Raw genomic sequence first — 12306 nt, 5'->3', positions numbered from 1 at the left:
TTATAGAAAAACTATTGACATTCATTTTTCAGAGTGGTATCCTTAATACATCTTAGGAGCGAGGTACTGCAGACTCCCTCCGGATGCAATAATAAAATATATCTTCAAACAGACGATGATGTCTAAATATGAATTTTAGCTAGATTCATGTTTAGGCATTTTTTGTTTGAAAAAATGAGTTGAAAGGATTTGATTCTAATGAAGAGCATTAGAGCTTCTATAACAGGAGCGGCGGCGTTTATGACCGCGATGGTGCCATCCATCGCCATGGCCGCTGATGGCTCCAGCCGTTATTCCTCAGCAGATACCCTGTGGGTAATCTTTGGTGCATGTCTGGTATTCTTTATGCAGCCTGGTTTTGCCATGGTCGAGAGCGGCCTGACCAGGGCAAAGAACGCCGGTAACATCGCCATGAAGAACTTCTCTGATTTGGCACTTGGTTCCATCTTTTTCTGGATTGTGGGCTTTAGCCTGATGTTTGGTGATACTATTGGAGGCTTCATCGGTACACCGGATTTCTTCTTTCAGCATTGGGATGTAGGTGAGGATGCCGGTTATCCTGCTTTTGCTTATCTGATTTTCCAGACCGTGTTCTGTGCAACCTCCGCTACCATCCTTTCCGGTGCTCTGGCAGAGCGTACCAAGTTCTCCGCTTATCTGATTATCAGCGCCCTGCTGTGCCTGGTGGTTTATCCTGTTACCGGTCACTGGACCTGGGGTGGCGGCTGGCTGGCAGATATGGGCTTCCATGATTTTGCCGGTTCCACCGTTGTTCACATGGTAGGCGGTGTGGCTGCCCTGGTTGGTGCTTATGTGCTTGGCCCTCGTATCGGCAAGTACAACGCTGATGGTACTTCCAATGGTATTCCCGGACATAACCTTACTCTGGCAGGTCTTGGCGTATTCATCCTGTGGTTCGGCTGGTTCGGCTTCAACGGTGCTTCCACCGTTTGCGCTAGCGGTGATGATACCCTCGTTTCCATGGGCAGCATTCTGGTAAATACCAACATGGCTCCTGCTGTTGCTGCCGTGACTGCTATGTTTGTAACCTGGGCGCGCTACGGCAAGCCTGATGTTTCCATGACCATGAACGGCGCTCTGGCCGGTCTGGTTGGCATTACCGCTGGCTGCGATATGGTCAGCATTGCCGGTTCCTTTGCAATCGGCCTGATTTCCGGTATTATCGTTGTATTCTCTGTTGAGTTCTTTGACCAGAAGCTGCACATTGATGACCCTGTCGGTGCTATTTCTGTGCATGGTGTATGTGGTGCCGCAGGCACTATCCTGACCGGCGTATTCGCGCTGGATGGCGGCCTTCTGTACAGCGGTTCCGCTGATATGGTGGTCACCCAGGTTATCGGCGTGGTTGCTACTGCCGCTTATGTATTCGTGGCTATGGGCGTTATTTTCTACGCATTGAAGTCAACGGTAGGTGTCCGCGTTACCAAGGCCGAGGAAATCGCAGGCCTTGATGCTACCGAGCACAACCTGTCCTCTGCTTATGCAGGCTTCATGACTGGTGATGCTTTTGAGGCTCCTATTCCTGTAGGTGAGGCTTCCGAGGAAGCAAAGGATATGGCTGTGGAGGTTTCCGCCGCTCCTGCTGCTTCCAATGATGAGGTTGTTGATACCAACAAGACCCACATTTCCTGCGTAACCATTATCACCTCCGAGGAGCGTTTCGAGCGCCTGAAGGTAGCCCTGGAGCGCATCGGCATTACCGGCATGACTGTTACCCGCGTTCTGGGCTATGGTATCCAGAAGGGTCACGGCCAGATGTATCGTGGTGCTGCCGTAGCTTCCAAGCTGGTACCGAAGGTACAGATTGACATCGTTGTATCCAAGATTGCACCTACTGCAATCATCAATGTTGCCAAGAAGGTTCTGTACACCGGCCACTATGGCGATGGCAAGATTTTCGTTCACACCATGGACAATGTTGTGAAGATCCGTACCGGTGAGGAAGGCTTCGATGCCCTGCAGGACAAGCCGCTGCCGGAGGGCAAGTAATCACTGTTATCGCTGATAATCCCTGTTGTTTTAATTGGATGCTGGCTTAGTAGTACACAGCAATAGTGCAGTTTCTGCGCTATATACTAACTGGGCATCAACCATATATGGTAGCTGGTGGAGACCCCTAGTTCCAGCAGTTATCGACCAATTATATATCTCCTTTAGAGAACGCAGCTTTCCATCATCCCCGGAGGGCTGCGTTTTTCTTGTGCAGCAGATTCTGTATGGGGAAGGGGCGGTACAGTCAGAAGGTGATATAGGGAGAGATTTGGTGCCAAGGAATTTTGCTATGGCTGTTATTTTGTGGTACAATGTAGATAATATGTTCCAAACGTATGCAGTGCGCAGGGAGGGGAAAGAACATGCTTCCAAAGCTGAATAATATTGATTTTGATGATGAAAAGGCGGTTCCCTTTAAGGTTGTGGCGCCCTTTGAGCCCATGGGGGATCAGCCGCAGGCGGTGGAGGATTTGGCGGCAGGCATAGAAAATGGGCAGGAGGCACAGGTTTTGCTGGGGGCTACCGGCACGGGCAAGACCTTTACGATAGCCAAGCTGATTGAGAAGGTGCAGAGGCCTACGCTGGTCATTGCCCACAACAAGACATTGGCGGCCCAGCTGGCCAGCGAGTTCAAGGCTTTTTTCCCCGATAACTACGTGGGGTATTTTGTCAGCTACTATGATTATTATCAGCCGGAGGCGTATATTGCCTCGACGGATACGTATATTGAGAAGGATGCCTCCATCAATGATGAGATTGATGAGCTGCGTCATTCTGCCACCTGCTCCCTTTTTGAGCGGCGCGACGTGATTATTGTGGCCAGCGTGTCCTGCATCTACGGCCTCGGCTCGCCGGAGAGCTATCATGAGATGGTGCTGTCCCTGCACAAGGGGCAGGAAACGGACAGGGATGCGATTCTCAGGCGGCTGGTGACCATGCAGTATGAGCGGAATGATGTGGTGCTGGAGCGCGGCAGGTTCCGGGTGCGGGGGGATGTGATTGAGGTCTTCCCGGCAGGCTACAGCAACAGGGCTGTGCGGATTGAGCTGTTCGGCGACGAAGTGGACAGGATTCTGGAGTTTGAGGTGATGACGGGACAGGTGATAGGCGAGCGGCTCCATTCCATGATTTTTCCTGCGTCCCACTATGTTACCAACAAAAAAGATTTGGAACATGCCATGGCTACCATCAGGCAGGAGATGGATGAGCAGGTAAAGTATTTTCAGTCGGGGAACAAGCTGATTGAGGCCCAGAGGATTGAACAGCGGGTAAACTATGATTTGGAAATGATTCAGGAAATGGGGTATTGCTCCGGCATCGAGAATTATTCACGGCATCTGACGGGGCGGGCGGCAGGTGATGCGCCATATACGCTGCTGGATTATTTTCCGGAGGATTTTCTGATTGTTATTGATGAGTCCCATGTTACCCTGCCGCAGATTCGCGCTATGTACGCCGGGGACCGTTCCCGCAAGGAATCACTGGTCAATAACGGCTTCCGCCTGCCATCGGCCTATGATAACCGTCCCCTGAAATTTGAGGAGTTTGAGAAGCGCATCAACCAGATTGTCTACGTGTCTGCCACTCCTGCCAAGTACGAGCTGGGGCAGGCCCAGCAGATTGCCCAGCAGATTATCCGGCCCACAGGACTTCTTGACCCGGAGATTGAGGTGCGGCCGCTGGAAGGGCAGATGGATGACCTTCTGGGAGAAATCAACATCAGGGTGGAGAAAAATCAGCGGGTGCTGGTGACAACCCTGACCAAGCGCATGGCGGAAAACCTGACGGATTACCTGAAGGACATGGGGGTAAAGGTGCGCTACCTGCACTCGGATATTGCCACCATTGAAAGGGCGGAGATTATCAAGGAACTGCGGCTGGGCAAATTTGATGTGCTGGTGGGCATCAACCTGCTGCGTGAAGGACTGGATATGCCGGAGGTTTCGCTGGTGGCGATTCTGGATGCGGATAAGGAGGGCTTTTTGCGCTCTGATACATCCCTGATTCAGACCATCGGCCGTGCGGCGCGCAATGCCGAGGGCAGGGTAATCATGTATGCGGACGTGGTAACGGATTCCATGCGCAGGGCCATGGACGAAACGGCACGCCGCCGCCAGGTACAGCAGGAGTACAATCAGGCGCATGGCATTGTGCCGCAGACGATTATCAAGCCGGTGAAGGATTTGATTGAGCTTACCCTGGTGGCGGAGGAAAGCGGCGAGTACAGGGTGGATGTGGATGCTACGGCACGGGCGGCGGCCAAAAAGCTGCAGGTACCGGGGAAAAAGATGACCAAAAAGGAATCGGAAGCACTTTTGAAGGCGTTGATGAAGGAAATGCAGATGGCATCCAGGTCGCTGGAATTTGAACGGGCGGCACAGCTCCGTGATATGATTTTTGAGCTGGAGGAGGCCATGGGAAAGAAATCCGTCCGCAGGAAAAATCAGGAAAAGCTGTGAGGCTATTGCAATTGAGCAGGAGATTTGCTATAATAATTATCGACATATGACGAAAACTCAGAAATGGGGGAGGTATATGGCAAGGCCAAGACGCTGCAGGCGGGTTTGTTCAGAACCGGCCTATGAGAGTTTTTTTCCGGAGGGGATTCCCCATGCCGGGCGTGTACTGCTGACACTGGATGAGTACGAGGCTGTGCGCCTGATTGATTTGGAAAAGCTGACCCATGCCCAGTGCGCGGTGCAGATGGATATTTCCCGCACTACGGTGACAGAAATATACGAGCTGGCCAGGGGGAAGATTGCCGATGCCATTGTCAATGGCAAGGTACTCTCCATTGCGGGCGGTGATTATCGCCTGTGTGATGGCTCCGCGCCGGATTTGGGCTGTTGTCACAGGCCATGCAGGAGATTTTGCGGCGGGGCCGGAAACGTGAGTGTAGATGCGAAGGGAGCAGATGAAATGAGAATTGCAGTAACCTATGATAATGGGCAGATTTTTCAGCATTTTGGGCATACATCCCAGTTCAAGGTGTATGACGTGGAGGATGGAAAAATTGTCAATGAGCAGATAGTGGACACCAATGGCAGTGGCCACGGCGCACTGGCCGGGCTGCTGGCTGATGTCAAGGCCGACATGCTGATTTGCGGCGGCATTGGCGGCGGTGCCCAGATGGCGCTGGCAGAGGCCGGCATCAGGCTGTACGGCGGCGTTGCAGGAGAAGCGGATGCGGCCGTGGCGGCTTTCTTGAAGGGCGAGCTGGAGTACAATCCTGATGTGCGTTGCAGCCATCATGACCACGGCCAGCATGCTCATGGCAGCTGCGGCGAGAACAAGCACGGCTGTGGCGGCCACGGCGGCTCCTGCCACTAAGGGGACGCGGCCAGGCATCAGGTACGGCTGTCTCCGGCATAAATATCAGGTATAGATATATACGGAAGGGACAGGCCCGTATGCAGAAAAAAGCAGATGTACCACAGGAATAGATGCGGTACATCTGCTTTTTGTCGTGCAATATAAATCTGAACAAACAGGAGCGCTTTCCCCGGAGCGGAAAGCATTTCTCCTAAAAATGGAAGTGATTCATCATCTTGGTTGCCAGCTTTTTGGCGTCATCATCCTTGTGCTTCAGGATGTAGTCCAGGGAGCTGACGAAGAAAAAGGAATTGATGGGCAGGTAGCGGCGGCGCTTTTTGAAGTTGGCCCAGTGAAAAATCTTGTCAAAGACCAGCTCGTAGTCCTCCCTGGTGGCATTGTGCCGGTCGATGATTTTTTTCAGGCGGCAGTCGTTGCAGCCGTACTCGTACATGGCGTCAAGCAGCTGGGCCTTTGACATTTCCCCTCTGTCCAGAAACGCCAGTATCAGGCTGTTGATGTAGTTGTCGCGGCGCATAATCCGCTTCATGGCCAGATAGAAGGTCACGGCAAGAAACAGCATTACGCCGATATAAATCAGTTTTGCAGTCATAAATTCACCTCATGCACAGAATATGATGTGTTACGGCAGCCAGATAAGTGTGGCCGCCGCCGGATGGCCGGTGCGTATCAGCAGGGCCCGCAGGCGTTCCAGCCTGCCCCAGAGCGGTGCGCCGTGCAGGCGGAGCTGGAATTTCAGGAAGGAATGGGAATTGTGCCCGAAAATAGGGACGCGGCTTAAAAGGTAGGGATTGTCACCGGCGTGGACAAGGTCATAGCGTACGGTAAAGCCCCCCTTGTAGCCGTATTGGCGGGTATGCTCCAGCACCTTGTCGTTATAGGAGCCGCAGGGATAGGCGATGTACTCGGCGAATTTCAGGGTCTTCCACTCTACGGCCAGCTTGCCGCCCTCCAGCTGCTGGTTCAGCTCGCTGTCAGAAAGGCCGGTCAGCTCAAAATGGCTGAGGGTGTGTACGCCCATGCAGATGCCGTCCTCGCTCATTTCCTGCACCTGCGCCCAGGTAAGGTAGTTGTCAAACCTGTCCATAAAATCTGAAACCAGAAAAATGGTAGCGGTCATATGGTATTTTTTTAGAATCGGAAAGGCATTTTCATAGTTGTCGCGATAGCCGTCGTCGAAGGTAATCAGCACAGGCTTTGACGGCAATGGTGAGCCGTTGTTCAGATAGCCAGTGAGCTGGTCAGGCGTGATGGCATGATAGCCCGCATCGTGCAGGTAGGCTATCTGGCGTTCAAACTCGGCTGTGGGAACAGCCAGGGGGGTATTGTCCGTATCGTTTACCTGATGATAGCTCAGCACCGGCACGCCGTTGGCCGCTTCCCGCGCAAAGGACAGGAAGCAGGTCAGAAGGAGGGACAGAAAAAGGTAAAGTAGAATCAGGCACCACTGTTTGGGTGACAGAAGCATGGTAACACGACCTTTGTTTTTTTCTAATTGTACAATGCTAAATTGCTGTAGTCAAGAATGAACAAAAGTTCAATGATTATAAACACAGAAAACAAAATTGTCAAAATATTTATTGTAAAGCAAAAGGATATGCTGTATAATGTGGTAGAAATCAAGAGTTGAATGCGTTATAGGGACTGTTCAGCGCTTTGGGTCATTGATTGATTATTGTTGGATTGAAGGAAGGGGAAAACATGGTTTCCAGGGGAAAGACAGAGATAAAAGCCCCAGAAATGGCGTTCAAGGAGGTAAGGAATGTAAAGGAGACAGAAGAGCAGGGCGAAGGCACGGCTATCCGCGTTAATGTGGATATTTTCACGGACAGCATGTACTTTTCGGAACTGCGCATGCAGAATTACCTGCGCAAAAGAGGGAATGTCCTGCAGTGCAACAGGATGCACTCGCGCTGCAGCTACTGGCTGGAAATGGAGGTCAGGGAAGGCGAGCAGGTGGATCCTTTTTTGCGGAGGATGAAGCGGTATGTACCGGGTATAGTGGACTGGAAAATAGGCTTTATCGGGCACAGGCTTTTGTAATCGGACAGGCGGAGCTGCTGCAGGGGCGGCTCCGCCTATTTTTTTGCAAAAATTTGCCAAAAGTGCCTTGTTTTTTTATTTATGGCGATTTTTAGTGTTTTTTAAGAAATGTATGCTACACTGAAATGGTAGCACAGGGAACGGAGGAAGCCTGTGGCTTTAATGGAAGATTACGGCTTTTATGGGAGGTATATTGAAATGAAGAAGAATTTTTATCTGGATGTATTGCTGTTTGTTGCCTGCCTCACCTGCATCGTGACAGGCGTGGTTATGGATTTTCATCTGTTCAGCGGCGGACGGGAGGTCAAGATGCAGCTGAGGTCTGTTCATCTCTGGTCCGGCTATATCATGGGGGCAGGCTTCTTGCTGCATATTGCCTGGCATACCAGCTGGATTAAGTATGCGGCAAAGCAGGTGCTGGGCAAAAAGGAGTGAGGCAGGAGGATTGGCGCAATATTGCAAAATTGGGTATGGACTATTTTTGAATTTCCTTTATAATTAAGGGTGGACTGTTGTTTTTGCTTTGCAGGAATGCTGCTGCAGGGAATGTTGTGCGGCAGGAGATATTTCGCGGCAGAAGCCGCGTGGATGAAAGCCTGAGCGGCAGGAACGGCGGCCACAGTGTAATTGAAAGGAAGCTATTTCTGTATGAATAGAAATGATTTGTGCTGGTGCGGCAGTGGGCGTAAGTACAAGAAGTGCCATCTCGCCTATGATGAGCGGCTGGATGCAATGAAATTTGATTTTTTTAAGGGACAGGTGCGCCCGCCAAAGAAGATTATCAAGAATGAGGCCGATATCGAGGGTATCAGGAAGGCCGGCGTGCTGAACGATGCGGCTCTCGACCTGGCCGCCAGCATGGTGGAGGCAGGCAGGGATACTGCTTCCATTGATGATGCGGTACGGAAGCTGATAGAAGGCAATGGCGGTATTCCGGCCTGCCTGAACTACGAGGGCTATCCCAAGAGCACCTGTATTTCCCTGAATGACGTGGTCTGCCACGGCATTCCTTCCCGCACTACCATCCTCAAGGAAGGGGATATCCTGAATATTGACATCACAACTATTCTGGATGGCTACTATGCTGATGCTTCCCGCATGTTTATGGTGGGCAAGGTTTCGCCGGAGGCGGAGCGGCTGGTGCAGGTGGCAAAGGAATGTATGCTGATAGGCATTGAGGCGGTGAAGCCATGGGGCTATGTGGGCGATATCGGCGCGGCTGTCAATGCCCATGCCAGAGCTAACGGCTGTTCCGTGGTGACGGAGCTGGGCGGCCACGGCGTAGGCAAGGATTTCCATGAGGATCCTTACATCCCTCATGTGGGGGAAAAGGGTACCGGCATGCTGCTGGTGCCGGGCATGGTCTTTACGGTGGAGCCGATGATTAATGCAGGGCGCTACAAGGTGACGGTGGACAAAAAGGATGGCTGGACGGTGCGCACCAAGGACCATTCCCTGTCTGCCCAGTGGGAAAAGACCATTCTCGTTACGGAGACAGGCGTGGAGGTTCTTTCCAGCTGAGGCGGGGCCGGCATGTTGCTGTTGCTCATGTATTGATGGTTATGTATTGATGCGCTATTGTACCATTTGTTAGGTGCTATTTGCGCTGTCAGACCGTTGGCGTACAGATGACGGGGAATGACTGGAATGGCAAGGAGGTGTCGTCTGCTGTGCTGAAAGAGTTTTTGGGTCAGTCCGAGGATGGCAGTATGGATATTTCTTCTGCCAGGCGGCTGAAGGAAATCGTTGCTGTGCTGCGGGAGCGGGAGCTTTTGCAGGGGGTTACGCCGGTAAAGGTGCGGCAGGTGCTGGAGGATCTGGGGCCGACCTTTGTGAAGCTGGGCCAGATTATCAGCATGCGGCCGGATTTTTTGCCCAATGAATACAGGGATGAGCTGACAAGGCTGCAGTCCGAGGTCAAGCCCATGCCCTTCGGGGTGGTCAAGGAGATTATCCGGTGCGAGTACAATCAGAGCTGGGAGGGGATTTTTGCCTCTATAGATGAACAGGCCATGGGGTCTGCCTCCATCGCCCAGGTGCACAGGGCGGAGCTTCTGGACGGCAGCAGGGTTGTTGTCAAGGTGCAGCGGCCCGGCATTTATGACGTGATGGCCAAGGATATAGCATTGTTGAAGAAGGCTATTTCCCTCCTGAACATAGTCCGTGATTCGGACGGGGTTGTGGACCTGGAGAGCATCGTGGATGAGATGTGGGAGATTGCCAAGCAGGAAATGGATTTTCTGCTGGAGGCAGACCACATCGAGGAGTTTTCCCATCTGAACAAGGATGATGAGAATATCCTCTGCCCGAGGGTCAACCGCCAGCTGACAACCCAGCGGATTCTGGTCATGGAGTGCATGGACGGGATTCCGCTGGATGATGCAGACGGACTGCAGGCGGCCTGCGTGGACATGGAGCGGATTGGCAGGCTGCTGGGGGTCAACTACGTCAAGCAGATTATTGATGACGGCTTTTTTCATGCAGACCCCCATCCGGGCAATATCTGGGTGAAGGATGGCAGGATTATCTGGCTGGACCTGGGCATGATGGGCAGGCTGTCCGTCCGGGACAGGAACAATTTCCGCCATGCGATTATGGCACTGGTGACCCGTGATGTGTACGGCATGAAGGAGGCCGTGCTGGCGCTCGGCCTGCCCCGGGGCAAGGTGGATCACATCCAGCTGTATGATGATGTGGCCGCCCTGATGAACCAGTACGGTGATTTGGACTTTGAGCATCTGCGGGCAGGGGAGGTTGCCAAAAAGATTCTCATGGTGCTGAAAAGCAACAACATTGTCATTCCCCAGGGGTTCAGCATGTTTGCCCGGGGCGTCATGATTATGGAAGGCGTCATGACAAGGTGCTGTCCCCAGGTGAATTTTTCGGAGATTTTTGCCAAGGGACTGCGGGTCAGCATGGAGAAGGATTTTAACTGGCTGTCGGAGCTGGGGAAAATCAAGCGGGACAGCTATGTGCTGATGAAAAAATCCATGCAGCTGCCGGAGCAGATTTCCGATATATTGAAGATGACACTGAGCGGCCAGACCAAGGTGAATCTTGATTTGACCGGCTCCCAGGAGCCGTTGCAGAAGCTGGACAAGATGATAAACAAGATGATTATGGCTATTATCAGCGCCGCGCTCCTGCTGGGCTCCAGCACCATCTGCACGACCCAGATGGAGCCGAGGATTATGGAGATTCCCCTTCTGGGGGTGCTGGGATATCTGGCAGCCATGGTGCTGTGCAGCAAACTTTTGTGGAGCATAATAAAAACTGACAGGAGGAAGTGGTAGCTTGCGAGGAATCAGAGGAGCCATTACGGTTGAAGAAAATACTGCGGAGGCAGTTATGGAGGCCACCAGGGAGGTGGTCAGGGCCATGCTGGAGGCCAACGAGGTGAAGACGGAGGATATCGGGGCCGCTATCTTTACGGCAACGGAGGATATCACGGCGGTTTTTCCTGCCAAGGGGGCAAGGTCCCTGCCGGGATTCGAGCTGGTGCCGCTTTTTGATGCCCGCCAGATGGATGTGGACAATGCCCTGGATCACTGCATCAGGGTACTGCTGCTGGTGGATACCGACAGGACCCAGCGCGAGATAAAGCATGTGTTTTTGGGCAGGGCAAAGAGCCTGCGTCCGGATTTGGCGCGGGCTTGATGCAGGCGTGCCCTATGACTGGAAAAATATTTCTGAAAAGAATAGCATAATTACAGTATATTTTGTATAATGATTATGTTGACATGCAGGCATTGATGGTCAATGTTGCGGCGCGTCCGGTGTGCCGCTGTTTATGAATAGATGCAGGAGGTTATCATGAACAAGATTATTTCTACTGACAGGGGGCCGGGAGCAATCGGTCCGTATTCACAGGCTGTACAGACTGCCGGCGGCATGCTTTTTGTTTCCGGGCAGATTCCGCTGGTGCCGGCTACCGGTGCTATGGTGGAGGGGGGCATAGAGGCCCAGGCTGTTCAGGTGCTGGAGAATTTGAAGGGCATTGTGGAGGCAGCCGGTTATCAGCTGACGGATGTGGTAAAGACCACCGTGTATCTGGCTGATATCAACGATTTTGGCACTGTCAATGAAATCTATGCCAGATATTTTGTGGAGAACTGCCCTGCCCGTGTCTGTGTGGAGGTAAGCAGTCTGCCGAAGGGTGCGCTGGTTGAGATTGATGTCATTGCTGCCAGGTGATGTGCGGCGCTGTTTTGTGAGGTTAGAGGGATTTTTCTGTATTAAAGGAGAGTGTTACCTTTGAGTAATGTTGAAAACACCAGTGTAAATGCCATCCGTATTCTGGCGGCCGAAATGATTCAGAAGGCGAAGTCCGGCCATCCGGGCCTGCCGATGGGCTGTGCGCCTATTGCCTACGAACTGTGGGGCAGGCACATGAGCCACAACCCGAAGAATCCGAAGTGGCTGAACCGCGACCGCTTTATTCTGTCCGGCGGCCATGGCTCCGCTATGCTGTATTCCCTGCTGCATCTTTTTGGCTACGGCCTGACCATGGATGACCTGAAAAACTTCCGTCAGCTGGATTCCCTGACGCCGGGACATCCGGAGTACGGCCATACCGTTGGTGTTGAAGCTACCACCGGCCCTCTGGGCGCCGGCATGGGCATGGCTGTGGGTATGGCGATTGCCGAGGCTCATCTGGCTGAGAAGTTCAACAAGCCCGGCTATCCTGTATATGACCACTATACCTTTGCACTGGGCGGCGATGGCTGCATGATGGAGGGAATTTCCTCCGAGGCCTTCTCCCTGGCAGGTACTCTCGGCTTGTCCAAGCTGATTATCATCTATGACAGCAATAAGATTTCCATTGAGGGCGATACTGATGCCGCCTTTACCGAGAACGTGCAGAAGCGCATGGAGGCCTTCGGCTTCCAGACCATTGATGTGGCTGATGGCACTGAT

At 52.6% G+C, this 12306-nt stretch carries 11 protein-coding genes and 1 pseudogene; 10 read left to right on the top strand and 2 right to left on the bottom strand.

The annotated features are described in order from the left end of the window. Positions 1 to 198: 198 nt before the first annotated feature. The 3 genes from ACI3UA_RS05920 (at position 199) to ACI3UA_RS05910 (ending at position 5343) form a co-directional block, all read left to right on the top strand. Positions 199 to 2010 (top strand): ammonium transporter, encoded by a 1812-nt coding sequence (locus tag ACI3UA_RS05920; protein WP_439723899.1) that lies wholly within the window; start codon positions 199 to 201, stop codon positions 2008 to 2010. Between the two features lie 365 nt (positions 2011 to 2375). Next, complete coding sequence (gene uvrB / locus ACI3UA_RS05915) at positions 2376 to 4472, top strand: excinuclease ABC subunit UvrB (protein WP_439723898.1); 2097 nt, start codon at positions 2376 to 2378, stop codon at positions 4470 to 4472. Positions 4473 to 4548: 76 nt separating this feature from the next. Next, positions 4549 to 5343: a DUF134 domain-containing protein gene (locus ACI3UA_RS05910; RefSeq protein ID WP_439723897.1), complete on the top strand. Its 795-nt coding sequence runs from the start codon at positions 4549 to 4551 to the stop codon at positions 5341 to 5343. Positions 5344 to 5536: 193 nt separating this feature from the next. Here the strand turns inward: ACI3UA_RS05910 and ACI3UA_RS05905 are convergent, their stop codons facing one another. Together ACI3UA_RS05905 and ACI3UA_RS05900 are read right to left on the bottom strand one after the other, a co-directional pair. Further along, positions 5537 to 5938: a hypothetical protein gene (locus tag ACI3UA_RS05905; protein ID WP_439723896.1), complete on the bottom strand. Its 402-nt coding sequence runs from the start codon at positions 5936 to 5938 to the stop codon at positions 5537 to 5539. Between the two features lie 30 nt (positions 5939 to 5968). Continuing rightward, positions 5969 to 6814: a polysaccharide deacetylase family protein gene (locus tag ACI3UA_RS05900; protein ID WP_439723895.1), complete on the bottom strand. Its 846-nt coding sequence runs from the start codon at positions 6812 to 6814 to the stop codon at positions 5969 to 5971. A gap of 233 nt (positions 6815 to 7047) precedes the next feature. On the opposite strand from ACI3UA_RS05900, the gene ACI3UA_RS05895 reads away from it, so the two are divergent. The 7 genes and pseudogenes from ACI3UA_RS05895 to ACI3UA_RS05865 all read left to right on the top strand — a co-directional run. Further along, positions 7048 to 7389 (top strand): hypothetical protein, encoded by a 342-nt coding sequence (locus ACI3UA_RS05895; protein ID WP_439723894.1) that lies wholly within the window; start codon positions 7048 to 7050, stop codon positions 7387 to 7389. A 198-nt stretch (positions 7390 to 7587) separates the two neighbouring features. Beyond that, on the top strand, positions 7588 to 7824 hold the full coding sequence (locus ACI3UA_RS05890; protein WP_439723893.1) for a DUF4405 domain-containing protein: 237 nt from the start codon (positions 7588 to 7590) through the stop codon (positions 7822 to 7824). A gap of 213 nt (positions 7825 to 8037) precedes the next feature. Beyond that, positions 8038 to 8910: a methionyl aminopeptidase gene (locus ACI3UA_RS05885; RefSeq protein ID WP_439723892.1), complete on the top strand. Its 873-nt coding sequence runs from the start codon at positions 8038 to 8040 to the stop codon at positions 8908 to 8910. A 188-nt stretch (positions 8911 to 9098) separates the two neighbouring features. After that, positions 9099 to 10682: an ABC1 kinase family protein gene (locus ACI3UA_RS05880; protein WP_439723900.1), complete on the top strand. Its 1584-nt coding sequence runs from the start codon at positions 9099 to 9101 to the stop codon at positions 10680 to 10682. A 1-nt stretch (position 10683) separates the two neighbouring features. Then, complete coding sequence (aroH, locus tag ACI3UA_RS05875) at positions 10684 to 11046, top strand: chorismate mutase (RefSeq protein WP_439723891.1); 363 nt, start codon at positions 10684 to 10686, stop codon at positions 11044 to 11046. A gap of 156 nt (positions 11047 to 11202) precedes the next feature. Next, positions 11203 to 11583: a RidA family protein gene (locus ACI3UA_RS05870; RefSeq protein ID WP_439723890.1), complete on the top strand. Its 381-nt coding sequence runs from the start codon at positions 11203 to 11205 to the stop codon at positions 11581 to 11583. Between the two features lie 60 nt (positions 11584 to 11643). After that, a pseudogene (locus ACI3UA_RS05865) lies at positions 11644 to 12306 on the top strand (transketolase); the annotation flags it as partial.

This window comes from Anaerovibrio sp. (assembly GCF_051866355.1).
Taxonomy (GTDB): Bacteria; Bacillota; Negativicutes; order Selenomonadales; family Selenomonadaceae; genus Anaerovibrio.
This window is presented reverse-complemented; position numbering and strand designations above follow the sequence as displayed.

What these genes read in the sequence shown, in the direction of transcription:
- ACI3UA_RS05895 (WP_439723894.1), top strand. Translation starts at nt 7,048, where the DNA reads ATGGTTTCCAGGGGAAAGACAGAGATAAAAGCCCCAGAAATGGCGTTC.
- uvrB (WP_439723898.1), top strand. Translation starts at nt 2,376, where the DNA reads ATGCTTCCAAAGCTGAATAATATTGATTTTGATGATGAAAAGGCGGTT.
- ACI3UA_RS05900 (WP_439723895.1), bottom strand. Translation starts at nt 6,814, where the DNA reads ATGCTTCTGTCACCCAAACAGTGGTGCCTGATTCTACTTTACCTTTTT.
- ACI3UA_RS05870 (WP_439723890.1), top strand. Translation starts at nt 11,203, where the DNA reads ATGAACAAGATTATTTCTACTGACAGGGGGCCGGGAGCAATCGGTCCG.
- ACI3UA_RS05910 (WP_439723897.1), top strand. Translation starts at nt 4,549, where the DNA reads ATGGCAAGGCCAAGACGCTGCAGGCGGGTTTGTTCAGAACCGGCCTAT.
- ACI3UA_RS05885 (WP_439723892.1), top strand. Translation starts at nt 8,038, where the DNA reads ATGAATAGAAATGATTTGTGCTGGTGCGGCAGTGGGCGTAAGTACAAG.
- ACI3UA_RS05905 (WP_439723896.1), bottom strand. Translation starts at nt 5,938, where the DNA reads ATGACTGCAAAACTGATTTATATCGGCGTAATGCTGTTTCTTGCCGTG.
- ACI3UA_RS05880 (WP_439723900.1), top strand. Translation starts at nt 9,099, where the DNA reads ATGGATATTTCTTCTGCCAGGCGGCTGAAGGAAATCGTTGCTGTGCTG.
- ACI3UA_RS05890 (WP_439723893.1), top strand. Translation starts at nt 7,588, where the DNA reads ATGAAGAAGAATTTTTATCTGGATGTATTGCTGTTTGTTGCCTGCCTC.
- ACI3UA_RS05920 (WP_439723899.1), top strand. Translation starts at nt 199, where the DNA reads ATGAAGAGCATTAGAGCTTCTATAACAGGAGCGGCGGCGTTTATGACC.